This window comes from Flavobacterium sp. (genome assembly GCF_024305175.1).
Taxonomy (GTDB): domain Bacteria; phylum Bacteroidota; class Bacteroidia; order Flavobacteriales; family Flavobacteriaceae; genus Flavobacterium.
Map to the genome: position 1 here is coordinate 1 of NZ_JAMWYY010000015.1, position 19,586 is coordinate 19,586.

The window sequence follows — 19,586 nt, forward strand, 5'->3', positions numbered from 1 at the left end:
GGATTATATTTATCACTATTTCTGATGCTATTTCCCTCTACAAAATATTTTTCGCATGGATTTGCAATTGTACGCGCCTGCATAGGGCCATATTTTTCAAGAATTTTTACATTCTTTACTTTTACGGTGTATCCATCCGGATTTACAATAATAAGAAAATCAAACTTGCAATTATTTTTCATTAGCCCAGAGCCGCTATCACAATCACCTTTCCAATCGTTACAGCTTCCCTTATAGACATTATCCATAAAAGATGACACTTTCAAATTAGGTTCTCTTTCTAACACAGCAACAATATCAGGATTAACAGCGGAAAATGTTTTTTCCCAAACTAATTGGCCGTTTTCAACTTTAAAATTACTTTGAGCTGTTCCTGCAAAGCTGGTTAGCAACACGAGTATAAATATCTTTTTCATGACTTTTGGTATTAGGGTTAATCATTTACACTATAAAATTACGTATTCATAAAGACAATTGTTTTCTCAAAAATCTACTTTAAATTATATTTAGCACTCATTCTTAATTGTTAGTTAAAGAGGGTTTCCTGTATTTTATAATCTCATTAAGAATACTTTATAAGATTATTGACGCTACGCAACAACTATGTTAAGTACTTTTATATCATTCTAACCCATTATAAAATTTAATATGGAAGCTAAAGCCACACTAACTGATAAAATGAACTTTTCTAAGTATGACCCATCAGGGACTGATCCTAACAGGTATGCATCTGTATCTAATAAAACAGAGGCTGATAATTATCTTCATAACAATAAAAAAAGCATCATACCGGGTCTCAGGGTAAATGTGAGCACTACCGAGAGAGTACTTATGGTTGCAGCCGGCGCCTACCTGCTTTACCGCGCACTAAAAAAGAACGACAATAAAAAGATGATGGAAGGCATTACAGGCGGTACGATGCTTTTTCGTGGTGTAACAGGATATTGCCCGGCTTACGATGCCATAGAGCGCTCTAAGATGCTTAAAGGCTCTAATGTAGTTATTACAACCGCTATGACGGTAGATAAACCTGTAAGTGAAGTTTATGATGCATGGAGAAATCTTGAAAACCTGCCGCTTTTTATGGGCCATCTGCACAGTGTAACCGAAATAGATCAGTATAAATCGCAATGGAAAGCAAAAGTACCGGGCGGACTGGGTACCATAAGCTGGGATGCCGAGATTTTAATGGATGAGCCTAACAAGTTGTTAAGCTGGCATTCATTACCAAGTGCCACTATACATAATTCAGGAAAAGTGAAATTTGTAGACAGGGGTACTGCTACAGATATTGAAGTGACCATTTCATACCATGCCCCGCTTGGTAAAGCAGGAGAGGCGGCAGCCAAATTATTTAATCCGGTTTTTGAAGGATTAGTAACTAAAGATATACAAAGTTTTAAAGAGTTTATAGAAGCGGGTACTGCGCCCGCACATTAATATAAAGGCTGCCGCTCGGGCAGCCTTTTATTTTTGTATTGTAGTTTGAATGGGTGCCAATTTATCTTTTGCTGTAACACCCTTACAAATAAAAAATTGCTTAATTTTGCACCTCTTAAACGGAGATATAAAATATGTTAGACAGGCTACAGTATATAAAGCAGCGTTTTGATGAAATTTCAGATTTAATTATCCAGCCGGATATTATATCCGACCAGAAACGCTATGTACAGCTAAACAAAGAATATAAAGATCTTAAGGCATTGGTAGAGAAGCGTGATGAATATGTAAAGCTTACCAATGACATTAAGGAAGCGAAGGAAATCATTTCGGATGGCAGTGATGCGGAAATGACTGAAATGGCCAAGATGCAGCTTGATGAAGCAAACGGCCGCCTTCCGCAGCTTGAAGAAGAGATAAAGTTCATGCTGATACCAAAAGACCCTGAAGACGCTAAAAACGTAATGGTGGAGATTCGTGCCGGTACAGGTGGCGACGAAGCCAGTATATTTGCGGGCGACCTTTTCAGGATGTACACCAAATACTGCGAAAGCAAGGGCTGGAGAACCAGCGTTGTAGATGTTAACGAAGGTACATCAGGCGGGTTTAAAGAAGTTATATTTGAGGTTACAGGTGAAGATGTTTACGGAACCCTGAAGTTTGAGGCGGGCGTACACCGCGTGCAGCGTGTACCACAAACCGAAACACAGGGGCGTATCCACACCTCGGCGGCTACGGTTATGGTGCTTCCGGAAGCAGAAGAATTTGATGTACAGATAGACATGAACGATGTGCGTATCGACTTGTTTTGTTCGTCAGGGCCGGGCGGGCAGTCGGTTAATACAACCAAATCAGCCGTTCGTATGACCCACATCCCAACAGGGCTTGTAGCACAGTGCCAGGACGAAAAGTCGCAGCACAAGAACAAAGACAAAGCACTACAGGTACTGCGTTCCCGTTTATATGAAATGGAGCTTGCCAAGAAACAGGAAGAAGATGCCGCCAAGCGTAACAGCCAGGTAAGCAGCGGAGACCGTTCGGCGAAGATACGTACCTACAACTACCCGCAGGGCCGCGTTACCGACCACCGTATTGGCCTTACCCTGTATGACCTTGACGGTATCATGAACGGCAGCATCCAAAAGATAATAGACGAACTACAGTTGGTTAACAATACCGAGAAGCTTAAAGAAAGTGAAGTTTTCTAAGAATATAAATTAAAAAATCCCGCCGATTGGCGGGATTTTTAATAATTGATAAACTCGTCGTTAAGCATTTTATCAACGTATACCCATTTATCGCCTTTTTTCTTCATGATAATGAGCACATCTTTGATACGGCCTGAAAGTATAACGTTACCACTTACCACCATTGAAAATATTGCATATCGGTTATTATCATAGTACATCACACCTGAAAAAACAAAAATCTTTTTGGGATTTCTAATGATTTCTTCTACCTCTTTTATATGTAGTTTTGTATTTTGATAGAATTCTTTTTGATATGCATTCGTAATCATCCTGTGGGGAATTTTAAAATCCGAAGTTACCCATTTACCATGTGTACTGTCTTTAGCAAACCTTTTAGTAAGGGCCTCCCAAGCCTCTTTTTTGTAATACTCCGACTCCAAAAAATTTACAGCATATTTCTCAAAGATCGGATCAGGCATAGTACCAGTTTCCATAGTACGTATAGCACGGGCATATGATAATCTATTTTCATGGATGTAGATAATAGAGTCTTTAGGAATCAACGTTTCAACATAATCTACTATTGGCTGGTTGTTATGTTGTATGTCAGGTTTGATATCAATGCTTTTGCATGATATTGTCGAAGTGAATATAAAGATGTATAAGACAAAATTTTTCATACAATTATTCAGTACAAGGTACACCCGCAGGGCTTTCAGTTTCAACAGTGTAATTTAGTATTTCTGCAGCATACCGATTGCTTATTCTTGTACGATCTTGTTGGGTTAGTTGATTTGTTGTCTGAAATATAGGCGCAGCACTTAAACTTCCCCAAGCTAAATCTTTATATAACTGATCAGGCTCTACATTTTCGGGCACTGGGATTCCAGTATTAAATTCTTGTAATGCCCGGGATAATATGTCAACATACTTATCAGCCATAATTTGATGATGGATATTTTGAGGTTGAGGACCGAAATTTTTCGCTACACTTAATTCAAATAATAAAGGAAAATCATTTAATGCATCAGGATTGGAATTGTTTGCATCGTCTAATAAACTAAAAAAGTACGCGTGTAGCATCTCGTGTAAAATGAGTGTGGCAAAACCAAGTTTATTTGTAGTAGGTGTGTATTCAGGATGTATCATAATTGTATAATGGTATTGTGATGGTGCTCCGGGGGTTCTGATAGTTCTTGCTGGAGATCCATTTTGCGTGTCGTATGCTTCAGTAGTTATATTTGTATGGTAAATCGATAACTCGTCATCAAGTTTACCAATTATTGAAGCCATAGTTGACTCACTTAATGATTTTAAGTCATTTAATACACTTTTTGGGCAAGGGGCTAATCCATCATCATTTATTAAGTTTACAATGACATAATTAGTTATGTTTATAGGGGTTAACACTCCAATTTCTTCACTTTCACCGCAAGGATTACTCGTGTCATTACTCGCGGGGACACTAAGATGATAGTTAAAATCGCGCGGACTGCGATGTATTATCTGTCCATCATCGTCACCACCGCCGTCACTGCCACCGCCGTTATTATTATTCGTAGGCGCCTTATAGGAACTGCTCATGTGTGCAATGGTAAATAATTGCCTTAAGAAAAATTCACTATGCGGATTTCCACCATCTTGATTTTCGCCGCTTCCCCCGCCTGAACTTGTACCTACACCACCAGTAAAGGGAATTCCGCCGCCGGGAGAATCATTACACGGAAAATCATCATCAGCATTTAAAACGTTTACATGTAATAAGCCATCAAAGTTTGAAAAATCAGTTTCACCAAAACTATATTTAGAAGAAAAGTCGTGTGTCATTTCATATTCGAATAGCATCAGTTTTTTAAATCCTCTCCACTCAGTAATAACAACATTAAAAAAAGTGGTTTCAGAATCGCGTGAATGGTTTACATGATAGGTGTAATTGATTTTTCCGTTTCTTTTATTTTCCACCACCATTACTTCAGCTTCGTCAAGTGTAAAGTCATCTCCTGACTTCAACATCATACCTTGATTCTTGAGTTTTGCTTTTCCAATCTGTTCATGGTACATGGCAATAGCCGCTTCGGCATCTTTACCTCTTAAGATTTTAGATGTTCGTAGTTGACCCTCCTTTTTGTTAGTTGGATTTGATAAGTTGTCATCATTTTGACAGCTTGACAACAGAATTAGAAGAGCTGTAATTGTAACAGCAATTTTTGGATGGATTTTATTCATATTGTAATTTTAAGTTGATGCCAGCAATATACGATTATTTCTTTTAAATTATATTAATAATTAATTATGTGTTTGTTACTGATATTAAAAGAGCATTTAGTTATAAATAGATTACTGTTTTTTACCTTTGCACCAAACAACTACTGCATGACAACACAACAACTACATGAACAAATAATACAAAAGCAATCCTTCCTGTGTGTGGGGCTTGATGTTGACCTCGACAAGATTCCGTCACATCTCCTGCAAACCGAAGACCCAATATTTGAGTTCAACAAAGCAATTATAGATGCCACACATGATTTAGCTGTAGGCTACAAACCCAACACGGCGTTCTATGAGGCGCACGGGCTTAAGGGCTGGCATTCGCTGGAAAAGACCATTACCTACCTTAACAATATGCACCCGGAGGTGTTTACCATTGCCGATGCCAAGCGTGGCGATATAGGCAATACCTCGGCTATGTATGCCAAGGCATTCCTGCAGGACATGGCGTTTGATTCGGTTACCGTGGCGCCCTATATGGGTAAGGATAGCGTGGAGCCGTTCCTTGCTGTTAAAGACAAGTTTACTATTTTACTGGCATTAACCTCTAACGAAGGCGCATTCGACTTCCAGACGCAAAAGACAGGCAGCGAAGAGTTGTATAAAACAGTTATAAAAACCTCGCAGACTTGGGAGGGCAGCGAAAACCTGATGTATGTAGTTGGTGCTACTAAAGCAGAATACTTTAAGGAAATCCGTAAAATAGCGCCGGACAACTTCCTGCTTGTTCCGGGAGTAGGGGCGCAGGGTGGCAGCCTTGAAGATGTTTGCCAATATGGATTAAACAAAAACGTAGGCCTCCTGGTAAATTCATCCCGTGGTATTATCTATGCTTCTAAAGGAGAAGATTTTGCCGAAAAAGCAAGAGAAGAAGCCCTGAAAATGCAAGAGCAGATGGCAGCAATATTGGCTAAAAGTTAGGGGTAATTAGTTAATAGTCATAAAAATTTTAAACCTTAAACGTTAAACAATTCCCCACTTTGAAACCTGAACCGAAAACATTCTCCGACCAACTTGGCAATACCATAACACTTGCTACGCCTCCGCAGCGTATTATATCGCTTGTGCCTTCGCAAACAGAGCTGTTATTTGATTTAGGACTGGAAGAAAGGATTGTGGGGATAACAAAATTTTGTGTACACCCGTACCATCTTAAGTCTACCAAGAAAATTATCGGCGGTACAAAAAAAGTACACCTCGAAAAAATAAAGCTGCTGAACCCCGATATCATCATAGCCAATAAAGAAGAAAATACAGAGGAAATTGTAGCTTCTTTACAGGAAATTGCCCCCGTGTGGGTTAGCGATATTGCCACAATAGAAGACAGCCTGCACATGATTACCGAATTTGGTAAATTGTTTGGCGTGCGCACACAGGCCCAACAATGGACAGATAAGATAAACTATGGGCTCGCCGACTTCAACAGGTTCATGGAGGGGAGGGAGCCGCTTAAAGCCGCTTATTTTATCTGGAAAGACCCGTATATGGCAGCAGGGGGCGGTACATTTATAAATGAAATGCTCAGTCTGAATAAGTTCGTGAATATTTATGAAGGCAGGGGGCGATACCCCGAAATCATAATCCAGAAAATGCGCATACAGGGCGACCCTGATGTAGTTTTCCTGTCTTCAGAACCCTATCCGTTTAAAGAGGAAGATGCTTTTGAGGTGGGGCGTTTTACACACCACGCCAAAACCGTTTTTGTTGATGGCGAAATGTTTTCCTGGTATGGCAGCAGGCTTGTAAAAGCTTTCGATTACTTTAAGCAACTGCACACTAGGCTAAGTTAAGGTTTCATATTCCGTAACAGGAAAAGGTACTCTTTAGCCGTGTCAAATTCTTCATAACCGGTGCGGCCTAAAACCCTTCCGTATTTATCCAGCAAAACAATATAAGGGAAAAAGCCGTTACGGTTATAGCGTTCGGTAAGCACTATGTTCATGGCGTTAACATCAACCGGTTCCGGCATACCGCCCTTCTGCGGGAAGTCAGCTTTCAGCAATACCCATTTTTCTTTAGCCTCAGCTTTAAACTCGGCTGTCTGCCATAATTTCTCTTCCAGTTCCTGGCAGCGCGGGCACCAGTCAGAGCCTGTAAATACCAATAGTATCTGTTTTTTTTCTGCCGTTGCCCGTCGCTTGGCGGCATCAAAATCAGTAAGCCATTCCTGAGAATGGCAGGCTGCGCCCAGCATTATGCATAATAAAAATATGCTCTTTTTCACGCCTGTTGTATTTTTCGCAAAATTAGGAAAGTAACCTGTGCCGGCAATTAATTTGGGAGTAATTTAATAGAGTTTAGGCAAACAAAAATGCCGATATTGTACAATACCGGCATTTTTCTAACTAACCCTAACCAAATGTGAGAAAACCATTTATTTTGAAATGCAAATTACTTAATAAATAAACTTTCTATTGTTAAGGCTATGTTATTTATATGTTATTGATAATTAAAGCGATATGCTATTTGTCCTGTAATGCAAAAACCCTTTTAAGCAGTACAGAGGTGCGTTCGTTTATATTATTGCGTATCTCTTTTTCCTCTACCGCTATCATGGTAAACACCCCATCAAGGGCTTTATTGGTTACATAGTCGGTAAGGTCGGGGTTTACTTTATCTACCAATGGCACCGAATTATATTTGGTAATAATGGTGTTCCATATTTTGTTGGCGCCCACTTTATCAAAAGAAGATTTAATAACCGGGTTAAACTTTGCATACAACTGCGTATTTGTGGTGCGCTCCAGATAACTGGTTGCTGCGGTATTGTTGCCCATTAATATATTTTTGGCATCGTTAAAGGTCATCTGCTTAACTGCCGAAACAAATATAGGTGTTGCTTCTTTTACGGCATCTTCGGCTGCACGGTTCATCAGTTTTACGCCTTCATCTGCAAGGCTTCCAAGGCCTATTTTACGAAGTGTAGCATCTACTTTTTGCAGTTCCTGCGGAATCAGTATCTTTACAAGCTGGTTTTTATAAAAGCCATCTGTTTGCGTAAGCTTGGTAACCTGCTGGTCTATACCTTTATCCAGTGCTTCTTTAAGTCCGGCGGCAATATCTGCATTACTAAGTACGCCTGCGTTGGGCAGTTGTGATGCTACCTGTTGCAGCTCGGCACAACCTGACAATAAAAAGGAAACAGCAAGTAAGAGTGCAAAAACCTTCTTCATAAATTAAAACGTTACAATTAATCCTGTAAAGCAAATACTTTTTTCAGTAAATCGGAAGAGCGCGACGATAAATTTGTCCTAATATTTTTCTCCTCTACCGCTATCATGGTAAACACCCCGTCAAGTGCTTTGTTTGTAACATAATCGGTAAGGTTAGGGTTTACTTTGCTAACCAGTGGCAGGCTGTTGTATTTATCAATGATTTTTGCCCACACCGCATTTGCACCTACTTTGTCGAGCGACTGGCTCACAACCGGGCTGAATTTAGAATACAAAGGGCTTGTGGTAGTACGTTGCAGGTATTGCGTAGCCGAATTATCAGTGCCCATCAATATATTTTTGGCATCAGTAAAGCTCATGTTCATAATGGCATTTGTAAATATGGGGGTAGCTTCTTTAACCGCATCTTCGGCTGCACGGTTAAGTACCTTAATACCTTCATCCGCAAGGTTAGCCATTCCCATTTTGCGGAGGGTTTTATCTACCTTTTGCAGTTCTTCAGGCAATAGTATTTTCACCGCCTCATTTTTATAAAACCCGTCAACTGCGGTTAATTTTTGTACTTGGTCATCAACGCCTTTTTTAAGCGCTTCCTTAAGTCCTGAGCCTATTTCTGCATTGCTTAGTGCAGAAGTTCCGGTTGTGGTATTCAGTTTTTCTTTTGCCTTGTTCAATACATTCTTAAACTGGGCATTTGCAGTTGCAGCAAACAATATTGTCAGGGCTAATACTAATGATCTTCTCATAAATTTTTATTTTTCTTAACAGAAACAAAAACTGTTCCAATAAGATTTATCAATGTATGTATAAGTACAAGTGATTAATAAGTTAATTATAGCATTGATGGGTACATTACATTTGCTGTAGAAATAAAGATGATCATAATATTGATTGAAGAATAATTTCATGTGTAAGTAAGGTTGGATTGTTTGGCTCCCGTATTAAAGCGGGGGCTTTTTTTATGCGTTATTTAACGGTTAAGATAAGTAAGCAGTAACATAAATAAACTACCTTAGTAATAGCCAATTACAAACAGGCCGCATGAAAATACTTGAACTTGAACTGCTGAGCGACAATCTTAATCAAACAGAAGCTTTCTACAAAAGGGTGCTGGGGCTGCAGCCTTACCTTAAGCAGGACAATCGCAGGCTGTATTATCAAATAGGTTTTACAAGGCTAATTTTTAGTAAATCAGAAGATGTTAAGCCTGTTTACCACTTTGCTATAGATGTTCCTAACAACGGGTTTACAGAAGCACTATTGGCAGTTAAGCCATTTGTGGACATATTACCGGTTCAGGGTAATGATGTGGCTGATTTTACCAATTGGGATGCCCGCTCTTTTTATTTTTACGATAATAACGGAAATATAATAGAGCTGATAACCCGCTATGCCAACCACAGTTATGATAATGCCGCTTTTAATGCTGCCTCTTATATCTCTATAAGCGAGATTGGGCTGGTAGCACCTAAAGTGACTGCATTTGCCGATATACTGAATCTTAAGTTTGGCATTCCTGATTTTCACCGGCAGCCACGCGGCGAAAAATTTACAGTTTTAGGCGATGATGACGGTTTGTTTATAGTAGCCGAGAGCGGCAGGGAATGGTTTCCGGTACATGATAAGGCTCATACATTCCGTACACGAGTAGTGTTTATGCAAGATGGTGCAGTGCATCATTTTGTTAAATAAGATTTGTTTGTTATGTTTGTTTCTGATGAAAATCTTTAAACTCATAGTAATATTTATAGTTATTGCTGCAGCACTAACTGCCGTGCTGTACTATGTTGCAGGTTTTGGTATAAGCGATGCTTTATTTATAGGTATATTCACCACACTGCTGTCTCAGGCAATACCCGATGTGCTAAAGCTGGCAAAGCAGAAGAGCAGGCAGCAGGATAGCTGATAAACACTTGCCATATATATTTTTATCTGCCGCATCTGCTTTGAAATTTTTAATAATTCCGTAAATTGCGTGCTTAAAATTGAATATTATTCATAATGGAACAAGCACAGCCCTATACTCCTAAAAATAAAGTAAGAATAGTAACAGCCGCATCATTGTTTGACGGGCACGATGCCGCCATAAACATAATGCGCCGTATTATACAGGCAACCGGTGTAGAGGTGATTCACCTTGGTCACGACCGCAGCGTGGAAGAAGTGGTGAATACTGCCATTCAGGAAGATGCCAATGCTATTGCCATGACATCTTACCAGGGCGGGCATAATGAGTACTTCAAGTATATGCATGACCTGCTTAAGGAAAAAGGGGCAGGGCATATAAAAATATTCGGCGGCGGCGGCGGTGTTATCCTGCCGGATGAGATTAAAGAACTTCATGATTACGGAATTACGCGCATATATTCGCCTGACGACGGGCGCGAGCTTGGGCTTCAGGGTATGATAAACGACCTTGTACAACAGGCTGACTACCCAGTTGGTGACAAACTTAACGGAGAAGTTAACCACCTTGAGGAAAAGAACCCAACTGCTATTGCAAGGGTTATTTCGGCTGCCGAGAACTTTCCGGAAGTGGCAAAAGAAACACTTGATACTATCCATAAAAAAAACGAAACCACACATATACCCGTTTTAGGGATAACCGGTACTGGTGGTGCGGGTAAATCATCTTTAGTAGATGAGCTTGTGCGCCGTTTTCTTATCGATTTTCCTGAAAAAACCATCGGGCTTATTTCGGTTGACCCATCAAAACGCAAAACAGGTGGGGCACTGCTTGGCGACCGTATCAGGATGAATGCCATAAATAACCCGAGGGTATATATGCGTTCGCTTGCTACAAGGCAAAGCAACCTTGCCCTTAGTAAGTATGTGGCAGAGGCAATACAGGTGCTTAAAGCGGCTAAATATGACTTAATTATATTAGAAACTTCGGGTATCGGGCAAAGCGATACCGAGATATTAGACCATAGTGATGTATCACTATATGTAATGACACCTGAGTTTGGTGCTGCTACACAGTTAGAAAAAATCGATATGCTTGATTTTGCCGACCTTGTGGCAATCAATAAGTTTGACAAGCGCGGCTCGCTTGATGCACTTCGCGATGTGAAGAAGCAATACCAGCGCAACCACAACTTGTGGGATGCCAACCCGGATGACCTGCCTGTGTTTGGTACTATTGCCTCGCAGTTTAACGACCCGGGCATGAACACGCTTTACAAGCGTATAATGGATAAAGTGGTAGAGAAAACAGGTGCAGACCTGAAATCTACTTTTGAAATTACACGCGAAATGAGCGAAAAGATATTTGTGATACCGCCAAACCGTACCCGTTACCTTAGCGAAATTGCAGAGAACAACCGCAAGTATGACGAGGTGGCTGCCACGCAGCAGGAAGTGGCCCAAAAGCTGTATGGTATTTACAAAACGATAGAAACCGTATCGGGTAAAAAACCGGAAATTAGCAAAGCAGGTATAGAGGAAGTTTCTGTTAGCCTTACCGCTTCTGAAGGGGCAGATGGCAGGCAGGAACTGTTGTCACTTTTACTGAAAGAGTTTGATCGTGTTAAAATGGATCTCGACCCTTATAACTGGGAAGTTATACTTACATGGAATGATAAGGTAAACAAGTACAAGAGTCCGGTGTATTCGTTTAAAGTACGTGATAAAGAAATAAAAATACAAACGCACACCGAGTCGCTATCGCATTCGCAGATACCAAAGGTGGCATTACCAAAATACCAGGCATGGGGCGATATACTGCGTTGGTGCCTTCAGGAAAATGTGCCGGGCGAGTTCCCATACACATCAGGGCTTTACCCTTTTAAAAGGGAAGGCGAAGACCCAACCCGTATGTTTGCCGGAGAAGGCGGCCCTGAGCGTACCAACAGGCGTTTCCACTATGTGAGTTTAGGAATGCCTGCAAAGCGTTTGTCTACCGCTTTTGACAGTGTGACCCTTTATGGTAACGACCCTGATTACAGGCCGGATATTTATGGTAAAATAGGCAACGCAGGTGTATCTATCTGCTGCCTTGACGATGCCAAGAAGCTGTATTCAGGTTTCAACCTGGCCCACCCGATGACCTCGGTAAGTATGACGATTAACGGGCCTGCACCTATGCTGTTAGGCTTCTTTATGAATGCCGCTATAGACCAGCAGTGTGAATTATACATCAAAGAAAACGGCCTTGAAAAAGAGGTTGAAGATAAAATAAATAAAATATATGCTGCTAAAGGCATGGAGCGACCTAAGTATAACGGGCCGCTGCCACAGGGTAACGACGGGCTGGGGCTTATGCTGCTTGGCGTAACCGGAGACCAGGTACTGCCTGCCGATGTATATAACGAAATAAAAGTCCGCACGCTTAGCCAGGTGCGAGGTACCGTTCAGGCGGATATACTTAAAGAAGATCAGGCACAAAATACCTGTATTTTCTCTACAGAGTTTGCCTTGAGGCTCATGGGCGACGTTCAGGAGTACTTCATACAAAAGAATGTAAGGAACTTCTATTCGGTTTCTATATCAGGATACCATATTGCCGAGGCGGGTGCCAACCCTATTACGCAACTTGCCTTTACACTGGCTAACGGCTTTACTTATGTAGAGTATTACCTTAGCCGAGGTATGAATATTAATGACTTTGGGCCAAACCTGTCATTCTTCTTCAGTAATGGCATAGACCCTGAATATGCAGTAATAGGGCGCGTGGCAAGGCGGATATGGGCTAAGGCGCTTAAAAACAAGTATGGCGCTAACGAGCGTGCACAAATGCTTAAGTACCACATACAAACATCAGGGCGCTCGCTGCATGCGCAGGAAATCGACTTTAATGACATACGTACTACACTACAGGCGCTATATGCAATATATGATAACTGTAATTCACTGCATACCAATGCTTATGATGAAGCCATTACTACCCCGACCGAAGAAAGCGTACGTAGGGCAATGGCAATACAGCTAATCATCAATAAAGAGCTTGGGCTTGCCAAGAATGAAAACCCGATACAGGGCTCGTTTATAATAGAAGAGCTTACCGATTTGGTAGAGGAAGCCGTGCTTACTGAATTTGACCGCCTTACAGAGCGTGGGGGCGTGCTGGGCGCTATGGAAACCATGTACCAGCGCAGTAAAATACAGGAAGAAAGCCTGTATTATGAAACGCTGAAACACACAGGTGAATTCCCGATTATAGGTGTAAATACATTCCTGAGCAGTAAAGGTTCGCCAACGGTTATCCCGGCAGAGGTTATACGTGCTACCGAAGAGGAAAAACAGTTCCAGATAAAAACGCTTGAAAACCTTCAAAAAGCATACGCAGATGCCGTTAAAAACCAACTCGCTAACATTCAGGATGCCGCCATACAAAACCAGAATATCTTTGAACAATTGATGGAGGCCACCAAAGTTTGCTCATTAGGGCAGATTACCTCGGCGCTGTTTGAGGTAGGGGGGCAGTACAGGAGGAATATGTAATACTGATTGAAGATTAAAGGATTTAAAGATTGTTCAACTATTACGGATATAACTAACTATGAATACTGAAAAAATTACTGTTACAGCCACCGTTGATGCTGATGCTGCCAAAGCGTGGCAGTGTTACACGCAGCCGGAGCATATTACACAATGGAATTTTGCTTCGGACGACTGGCAATGCCCGTGGGCGGAAAATGATATGAAACCGGGGGGCAAATATATTGCCCGTATGGAAGCCAAAGACGGCAGTATGGGTTTTGATTTTGAAGCGGTTTATGATGAGGTGAATCCGGGTGAGTCGTTTACCTACACCATGCCCGATGGCAGGAGGGTAGATGTAACCTTTACGGAAAACAAGAATGTTACTGATGTAACGGTAGTTTTTGATCCTGAAAATATACACCCCGTAGATTTCCAGAAAGCGGGTTGGCAGGCCATACTCGATAATTATAAAAAGTATACTGAGAATAATTAATCAAAAAGCCTTTCCAAATCAGGAAAGGCTTTTCTTTTAAAATACATACCCTAACAGGTAGTATAGTATTATAAAGGCTATAATGGTGCCAACACACCCCAGGCCAAGTTTGCGGGCGCCCCAGCCGGCAAGTAATGCTTTTAATAAACTTTTCATGGTAGGTTAGTTTTTTATTAAAAGTAGCAACAACCCGCCATAGTGCATACAACATTAACTTTTAATAAACAAAGCCTCCCGTTAAGAAGGCTTTGCTGTAAAATAATCTTGTCCGGTTATAAAAACTTGTAACCTAAGATAAGCCCGAACGACTCATATTCCGAAGCCCAGAACTGATACCGGTTTAAAAGCCCCCTGCTGAAATCGTAGCGTATCTCTGCGCTCAGGTTGCCTGTGGCATAGCCTGCGCCTGCGGCAAAGTGGCTTGTTTTTTCAATGTCCAGTTTGTTGAGGTTGTATTTAATTGCGGCATCGCCCACCACAAAATCAAAAGATATCATTGCATTTACAAATATCTTTGAATCGTTGGTTATGTAAAAGTAGTGGCGCGCACCAACGGGCAATGAAACGGAGTTATACTCGGCACTATAGCTGGTAGCACCATTATTACCGTCAGCCGAATAAGTACTGTAATACGGGTCTATAAACAATGACCATTTGTTATTGTTAAACGGCAGGATATATTCTACCTCGGCACCAATCCTGAATACTACCTTACTGTCAAAATCCATAGCATAATTATTTACAACATTTTCTGTAGTTAACATTGCAAGGCCTGCTCCGGCTTTTACCTTAAGATTTACACTGCCCTTGTTTTGCTTTGCAGTAAGGTTTTTGCTGTTGGCATCGCCGTTATATTCTACAAAAAGATCTACAAGCGGAGTTTTTTTATATTGCAGTCTCTCAAACGTATTGGTGGAAGTTATTTTATCTTTCATCAGGTTATAGAGTTGCTGTTTATAGGTACTGTTTTTCATTATTACACCATTTACAACATATTCTTTGTGCAGTAGTTGTTCGGCGGTTTCATGGTTCCCTGTGCTGAAGAAGTATTTAATCATGTTGCCATCTTCATACTTATACAAAGTTGCATTACCTTCAACCAACACGTTAAGGAAAATAGTTTCCTCTTTCCATTGTGCTTGCGCTTCGCGGTCCAGCTTGTTTACATCGCTTGCAGAGCGTTCCATCTTTGTTGTAAACCTCTTGAATTTGTATGCATTATCTACACTAAATTCTTTCACGGTCTTTATATCGGCAGTAACAGGCTGTTCATTCTCGCTCATCTTAAACTGAAATTCGATAGGCGAATTTTTCCAGGCAATATTCAGTATCAGGCAATCTATACGGTTACCGCTGTTGGTAATATAGTAGCCGGGCTGGTAAGTGTTTTGTGCAGTAGCAATAGCGGCAATGCTGACTGTAAACAGCAGCATGATGAGTTTTTTCATGGTTGGTTTTAATGGTTGGTCGGCTAAAGTAACCATTTTCTTTAAAATAACAGTTCATCCTTTTCATTTAACAGTTCGGTATTGTTTTTTATTAAAGCTGCATTTGCCTCTGCACATTTGCAGTATAAAACTAACCGGCACATGAAAACTCTATTTACAATTCTACTGGTATTAACCGCAGCATTAACGAGTGCGCAAACCGTAATCAGCGGTAGCGTGACAGATGAAAAAGGCAACCCTGTAAATGCAGCTAATATTTACCTGCAGGGCACTTATGATGGTGCCCTTACAGCAGAAGACGGTACTTTTTCGTTTGAAACTACGGTAACAGGAGAACAAATACTGGTTATATCTTTTCTTTCTTATGAAGAAATCCAACAGCCAATAACAGTAGAGCAGTACAAACCACAGGCTTATAAGCTGCGCGAAAATGTAAACACGCTCAATGCCGTGGTAATATCGGCTGGTACTTTTCAGGCCGGAGATAACACGAAAACAACCGTATTAAAACCACTTGATATTGTTACTACGGCAGGTAGTGCAGGCGATATAATTGCAGCGTTGCAAACCTTGCCCGGCACGCAGGCGGTAGGCGAAAGCGGAAGGCTTTTTGTACGTGGCGGCGAGGCCGACGAAACACAAACATTTGTTGATGGTATAAGGGTGGCACAGCCTTATGGCGCGGCGGCTGCAAATATCCCGACACGTGGCAGGTTTTCACCTTTTCTGTTTAAAGGGATGACGTTTTCTACAGGTGGCTATTCGGCAGAGTATGGCGAAGCGCTTTCGAGTGTTTTATTGGTGAATACAATAGATGAACCGGTACAGGAGCAAACCGACATTTCTTTAATGACCGTTGGCCTTGGCCTTGGCAATACCCAAAAATGGGAGAAAAGCTCACTTACCTTTAATACTGCCTACATCAACTTAGAGCCCTACCAATGGCTTGTGCCACAAGATGTAAGCTGGAATAAGCCTTACCAGTCGTTATCGGGTGAAACGGTTTACAGGTACCAGCTTAAAAACGGTTTGTTTAAAGCCTATGCTGCTTTTGACCACGCCGACTTCAGCATTAATCAGGAAAGTATAAATGCAACAGTACCTGTGCGTACAGGAATAGATAACAACAACCTTTATGTTAATACATCCTACAATGGCGTTTTACCAAATATGTGGACGATACACACGGGGCTTTCGTATGGTTACAGCAGTAATAAAATAGGTATAGATGTTAATGATATAAATAATGATGAACACAGCAGCCATATAAAGCTAAAGTTTAAAAAGACAGTAACCAACAGGTTTAAACTCTCGTTTGGCGCCGATTACTTCCTGACTGATTTTGACGAAAAATATATTGAACCTTCAGGTTTCAGCTTTAAAAGCGGTTATATCAATAACATAGCTGCTGCTTATGCCGAAACCGATATTTTCTTTACGAAAAAGTTTGCATTGAAAGCAGGCTTAAGAAGCTCATACTCGCAAATTCCTGATGAGGTATCAGTAGAGCCACGTGCGGCACTTGCTTATAAAACAGGTAAAAATGGGCAGTTTTCTTTGGCGTATGGCGATTTTTACCAAACTCCGCGTCAGGACTACCTAAAGTATGCCCAAAACCTGAATTATGAAAAGACAAAGCATTATATATTGAATTATATGTACAGTCCGGACGGTTATACACTGAGGGCAGAAGCATATTATAAAGATTACGGAAACCTTGTAAAGTTTGATACCAACGCACCACAGTATAATTCGGTATTTAGTAACAGTGGCGACGGGTATGCAAAGGGTATAGACTTGTTTTGGCGCGATAATAAGTCGGTTAAGAATTTAGAGTATTGGGTGTCGTACTCATATATAGACAGCGAGCGTGATTACAGAGATTATGAGTATTCTGTAACGCCATCTTATATTGCCAAGCATAATTTCTCTGTAGTAACAAAATACTGGATCAACAGTCTTCGCTCGCAATTGGGTGTTACCTATATGTATAACTCGGGCAGGCCTTATGATAATCCTAACGAAGAGGCTTTTATGAATGGTAAGACTACTGCCTATCATAACCTTAGCCTAAGTTGGGCATGGCTGTTAAGCCAGCAGAAAATTGTTTACTTTTCTGTTTCAAACCTTACAGGCAACCAGAATATATTTGGCTATGAATATGCTAATAACCCCGGCACTGACGGAACATTCGCAAGGCAGGCCATAACACAGCCCGCTGACAGGTTCTTTTTTGTTGGCTTCTTCTGGACAATAAGTGATAACAAGCAAACCAACCAGTTAGATAACCTGTGACTAATAAAAAAGCCCCCTGTCCAGGGGGCTTTTGACATTTTAATACTGCTTATATTAACTGTTATATTGCTTTAAAGCTTCTTTTAAAATAGTTATAGAGCGTATAAGGTCTTCTTTTTTAAGTACATAAGCAATGCGAATTTCGTCCATGCCAACGTTTGGAGAAGAGTAAAAACCGGCGGCAGGTGCAACCATAACTGTTTCGCCATCAAGATCAAAACTTTCAAGCAGCCATTGTGCAAATTTATCGGCATCATCAACAGGAAGTTTGGCAATACAGTAAAAAGCGCCTTTAGGAGTAGCCACTTTTACACCTTCAATTTCGGTAAGGCCTTTAACCAGCGTGTCGCGCCTGTCTTTATATTCTTTTATCACTTCATCAAAATAGTCCTGGGGGGTGTCAAGAGCCGCTTCACTTGCTATCTGGGCAAGTGTTGGCGGGCTAAGGCGTGCCTGTGCAAATTTCATGGCAGCAGCCATAACAGCCTTGTTTTTAGAAACAATACAGCCTATCCTGGCACCGCACATACTGTAGCGCTTAGAAACAGAGTCTATCATTATGGCGTGTTCTTCTATGCCCGGCACATTCATTACCGAGTAGTGCTGGTCGCCATCATATGTAAATTCGCGGTACACCTCGTCAGCAATCAGGAAAAGGTCATGCTTTTTAACCAGCTCAGCAAGTTGCTGTATTTCCTCTTCGGTATATAAATAACCCGTGGGGTTACCGGGATTGCAAATAAGTATCGCTTTTGTTTTGGCAGTTATCAGCTTTTCAAAATCAGCGATAGGTGGCAGGGCAAAGCCTTCTTCTATGGTAGATATTACCGGAACAACTTTTACACCCGAAGCTACCGAAAAGCCATTGTAATTGGCATAAAAAGGTTCAGGTATAATTATCTCATCGCCTGCATCCATTGTGCTGCCTAAAGCAAACAGTAATGCCTCAGAGCCGCCTGTGGTTATTATAATGTCGGCTTTATTAACCTGCACATTGCTTTTTTGATAGTAGGCTGCCAGTTTTTCCCTGTAGCTGTCAAACCCTGCCGAATGGCTGTACTCCAGTATTTCAGGAATATTATTCTCAACGGCTTCCAGTGCGGCATGGGGCGTTTTAATATCAGGCTGCCCTATGTTAAGGTGATATACTTTTACTCCTTTTTGCTTGGCTGCTTCAGAGAACGGAACCAATTTCCTTATAGGCGATTCAGGCATTTGCTGCCCTTTTAATGATACTTTAGGCATTGAAATAAATATTTACATATGTGTTGGGCAAATTTCTGATATTTTTTACATATTTTATAATTTTTAAAGCCTCAAATTCTGTAAAATATAATGTTTTGTTGTTATAAAAAATGCCCCTGCAAAGTAGGGGCATCATTATATATAAACCTGTACCGTATTACTGGTTAGGTATCGCTTTTTTCTTTTCAAGAATATTTACATTTTCCGGTGCAATAACTTCACCTTTAATTTTTACTGCTACCATACCGTTTTCTACATTTACCGCATTGGTCATTATGGTAATGGTTTTACGTATTGGCCCTGGGTTCATGTTATACTTTATTTCAATTTTATCACTTTTGCCGGGCATTATTGGTTCTGTTGGTTTAGATGGTACCGTACAGCCACAGGTAGATTTTACATCTTTAACGATAAGAGGTTCATTACCTGTATTGGTAAATTCAAACGTCCTGATGCCGCTGTCTTCGCCTTTATATACTGTACCAAAATCTACAGTATCAGACTTAAACTCGATTTTTGGCCCGTTTTGGGCATAGCCTGCCGCACTGATAAGTACTGCGGCTACCAAACCTAAAAATTTTTTCATTTTCTAATTTTTAATGTTCAC

General features: G+C 40.9%; 18 protein-coding genes. 9 read left to right on the forward strand and 9 right to left on the reverse strand.

What is annotated here, in order from left to right; all coding sequences use genetic code 11:
* On the reverse strand, window positions 1–416 hold a 416-nt coding region (locus Q0K96_RS05310; RefSeq protein ID WP_297332969.1), incomplete at its 3' end, for a hypothetical protein.
* A gap of 232 nt (window positions 417–648) precedes the next feature.
* On the opposite strand from Q0K96_RS05310, the gene Q0K96_RS05315 reads away from it, so the two are divergent.
* Together Q0K96_RS05315 and prfA are read left to right on the forward strand one after the other, a co-directional pair.
* Window positions 649–1,440, forward strand: coding sequence for an SRPBCC family protein (locus Q0K96_RS05315; protein WP_297332970.1), 792 nt, complete (start codon window positions 649–651; stop codon window positions 1,438–1,440).
* Between the two features lie 134 nt (window positions 1,441–1,574).
* Window positions 1,575–2,648, forward strand: a complete 1,074-nt coding sequence (gene prfA / locus Q0K96_RS05320; protein ID WP_297332971.1) for a peptide chain release factor 1 — start codon at window positions 1,575–1,577, stop codon at window positions 2,646–2,648.
* A gap of 38 nt (window positions 2,649–2,686) precedes the next feature.
* On the opposite strand, the gene Q0K96_RS05325 is transcribed toward prfA, so the two are convergent.
* Both Q0K96_RS05325 and Q0K96_RS05330 read right to left on the reverse strand, forming a co-directional pair.
* Window positions 2,687–3,109: a hypothetical protein gene (locus Q0K96_RS05325; RefSeq protein ID WP_297332972.1), complete on the reverse strand. Its 423-nt coding sequence runs from the start codon at window positions 3,107–3,109 to the stop codon at window positions 2,687–2,689.
* Between the two features lie 205 nt (window positions 3,110–3,314).
* Window positions 3,315–4,856: a hypothetical protein gene (locus Q0K96_RS05330; protein WP_297332973.1), complete on the reverse strand. Its 1,542-nt coding sequence runs from the start codon at window positions 4,854–4,856 to the stop codon at window positions 3,315–3,317.
* Between the two features lie 147 nt (window positions 4,857–5,003).
* Here Q0K96_RS05330 and pyrF point away from each other — a divergent pair, with 147 nt between their 5' ends.
* Window positions 5,004–5,822, forward strand: a complete 819-nt coding sequence (gene pyrF, locus Q0K96_RS05335; RefSeq protein ID WP_297332974.1) for an orotidine-5'-phosphate decarboxylase — start codon at window positions 5,004–5,006, stop codon at window positions 5,820–5,822.
* Window positions 5,823–5,926: 104 nt separating this feature from the next.
* Window positions 5,927–6,691 carry a helical backbone metal receptor gene (locus Q0K96_RS05340; protein WP_297333027.1) on the forward strand — a complete coding sequence of 255 codons (765 nt, stop codon included), beginning with the start codon at window positions 5,927–5,929 and terminating at the stop codon, window positions 6,689–6,691.
* Here Q0K96_RS05340 and Q0K96_RS05345 read toward each other — a convergent pair.
* From Q0K96_RS05345 to Q0K96_RS05355, 3 genes are all read right to left on the reverse strand, one after another.
* Window positions 6,688–7,125, reverse strand: coding sequence for a thioredoxin family protein (locus Q0K96_RS05345; RefSeq protein ID WP_297332975.1), 438 nt, complete (start codon window positions 7,123–7,125; stop codon window positions 6,688–6,690). The two genes, Q0K96_RS05340 and Q0K96_RS05345, sit on opposite strands and share 4 nt — an antisense overlap.
* Window positions 7,126–7,363: 238 nt before the next feature.
* Complete coding sequence (locus Q0K96_RS05350; protein ID WP_297332976.1) at window positions 7,364–8,074, reverse strand: DUF4197 domain-containing protein; 711 nt, start codon at window positions 8,072–8,074, stop codon at window positions 7,364–7,366.
* Between the two features lie 17 nt (window positions 8,075–8,091).
* The gene (locus Q0K96_RS05355) at window positions 8,092–8,820 is read right to left on the reverse strand and encodes a DUF4197 domain-containing protein (protein ID WP_297332977.1); all 729 of its coding nucleotides are present in this window, start codon (window positions 8,818–8,820) and stop codon (window positions 8,092–8,094) included.
* Between the two features lie 295 nt (window positions 8,821–9,115).
* Here Q0K96_RS05355 and Q0K96_RS05360 point away from each other — a divergent pair, with 295 nt between their 5' ends.
* The 4 genes from Q0K96_RS05360 (at window position 9,116) to Q0K96_RS05375 (ending at window position 13,991) form a co-directional block, all read left to right on the forward strand.
* On the forward strand, window positions 9,116–9,766 hold the full coding sequence (locus Q0K96_RS05360) for a hypothetical protein (RefSeq protein ID WP_297332978.1): 651 nt from the start codon (window positions 9,116–9,118) through the stop codon (window positions 9,764–9,766).
* Window positions 9,767–9,791: 25 nt separating this feature from the next.
* Complete coding sequence (locus tag Q0K96_RS05365; RefSeq protein ID WP_297332979.1) at window positions 9,792–9,980, forward strand: hypothetical protein; 189 nt, start codon at window positions 9,792–9,794, stop codon at window positions 9,978–9,980.
* Window positions 9,981–10,075: 95 nt separating this feature from the next.
* A complete protein-coding gene (locus tag Q0K96_RS05370) occupies window positions 10,076–13,516 on the forward strand; it encodes a methylmalonyl-CoA mutase family protein (RefSeq protein WP_297332980.1) in 3,441 nt (1,146 codons plus the stop codon).
* Window positions 13,517–13,574: 58 nt separating this feature from the next.
* Complete coding sequence (locus tag Q0K96_RS05375; protein ID WP_297332981.1) at window positions 13,575–13,991, forward strand: SRPBCC family protein; 417 nt, start codon at window positions 13,575–13,577, stop codon at window positions 13,989–13,991.
* Window positions 13,992–14,263: 272 nt separating this feature from the next.
* Here the strand turns inward: Q0K96_RS05375 and Q0K96_RS05380 are convergent, their stop codons facing one another.
* On the reverse strand, window positions 14,264–15,439 hold the full coding sequence (locus Q0K96_RS05380) for a hypothetical protein (protein ID WP_297332982.1): 1,176 nt from the start codon (window positions 15,437–15,439) through the stop codon (window positions 14,264–14,266).
* A gap of 141 nt (window positions 15,440–15,580) precedes the next feature.
* Between Q0K96_RS05380 and Q0K96_RS05385 the strand changes: the two genes are divergently transcribed.
* Window positions 15,581–17,734 (forward strand): TonB-dependent receptor, encoded by a 2,154-nt coding sequence (locus Q0K96_RS05385; protein ID WP_297332983.1) that lies wholly within the window; start codon window positions 15,581–15,583, stop codon window positions 17,732–17,734.
* A gap of 54 nt (window positions 17,735–17,788) precedes the next feature.
* Here the strand turns inward: Q0K96_RS05385 and Q0K96_RS05390 are convergent, their stop codons facing one another.
* Complete coding sequence (locus Q0K96_RS05390) at window positions 17,789–18,979, reverse strand: pyridoxal phosphate-dependent aminotransferase (protein ID WP_297332984.1); 1,191 nt, start codon at window positions 18,977–18,979, stop codon at window positions 17,789–17,791.
* Window positions 18,980–19,136: 157 nt separating this feature from the next.
* Complete coding sequence (locus Q0K96_RS05395; RefSeq protein WP_223051859.1) at window positions 19,137–19,565, reverse strand: DUF1573 domain-containing protein; 429 nt, start codon at window positions 19,563–19,565, stop codon at window positions 19,137–19,139.
* Window positions 19,566–19,586: the final 21 nt, after the last annotated feature.

Excerpts from the sequence above, each read along its gene's own strand:
- Q0K96_RS05315 (WP_297332970.1), top strand. The coding sequence starts at position 649 with ATGGAAGCTAAAGCCACACTAACTGATAAAATGAACTTTTCTAAGTAT.
- prfA (WP_297332971.1), top strand. The coding sequence starts at position 1,575 with ATGTTAGACAGGCTACAGTATATAAAGCAGCGTTTTGATGAAATTTCA.
- Q0K96_RS05325 (WP_297332972.1), bottom strand. The coding sequence starts at position 3,109 with ATGCCTGATCCGATCTTTGAGAAATATGCTGTAAATTTTTTGGAGTCG.
- Q0K96_RS05330 (WP_297332973.1), bottom strand. The coding sequence starts at position 4,856 with ATGAATAAAATCCATCCAAAAATTGCTGTTACAATTACAGCTCTTCTA.
- pyrF (WP_297332974.1), top strand. The coding sequence starts at position 5,004 with ATGACAACACAACAACTACATGAACAAATAATACAAAAGCAATCCTTC.
- Q0K96_RS05350 (WP_297332976.1), bottom strand. The coding sequence starts at position 8,074 with ATGAAGAAGGTTTTTGCACTCTTACTTGCTGTTTCCTTTTTATTGTCA.
- Q0K96_RS05355 (WP_297332977.1), bottom strand. The coding sequence starts at position 8,820 with ATGAGAAGATCATTAGTATTAGCCCTGACAATATTGTTTGCTGCAACT.
- Q0K96_RS05360 (WP_297332978.1), top strand. The coding sequence starts at position 9,116 with ATGAAAATACTTGAACTTGAACTGCTGAGCGACAATCTTAATCAAACA.
- Q0K96_RS05365 (WP_297332979.1), top strand. The coding sequence starts at position 9,792 with ATGAAAATCTTTAAACTCATAGTAATATTTATAGTTATTGCTGCAGCA.
- Q0K96_RS05370 (WP_297332980.1), top strand. The coding sequence starts at position 10,076 with ATGGAACAAGCACAGCCCTATACTCCTAAAAATAAAGTAAGAATAGTA.
- Q0K96_RS05375 (WP_297332981.1), top strand. The coding sequence starts at position 13,575 with ATGAATACTGAAAAAATTACTGTTACAGCCACCGTTGATGCTGATGCT.
- Q0K96_RS05380 (WP_297332982.1), bottom strand. The coding sequence starts at position 15,439 with ATGAAAAAACTCATCATGCTGCTGTTTACAGTCAGCATTGCCGCTATT.
- Q0K96_RS05385 (WP_297332983.1), top strand. The coding sequence starts at position 15,581 with ATGAAAACTCTATTTACAATTCTACTGGTATTAACCGCAGCATTAACG.
- Q0K96_RS05390 (WP_297332984.1), bottom strand. The coding sequence starts at position 18,979 with ATGCCTAAAGTATCATTAAAAGGGCAGCAAATGCCTGAATCGCCTATA.
- Q0K96_RS05395 (WP_223051859.1), bottom strand. The coding sequence starts at position 19,565 with ATGAAAAAATTTTTAGGTTTGGTAGCCGCAGTACTTATCAGTGCGGCA.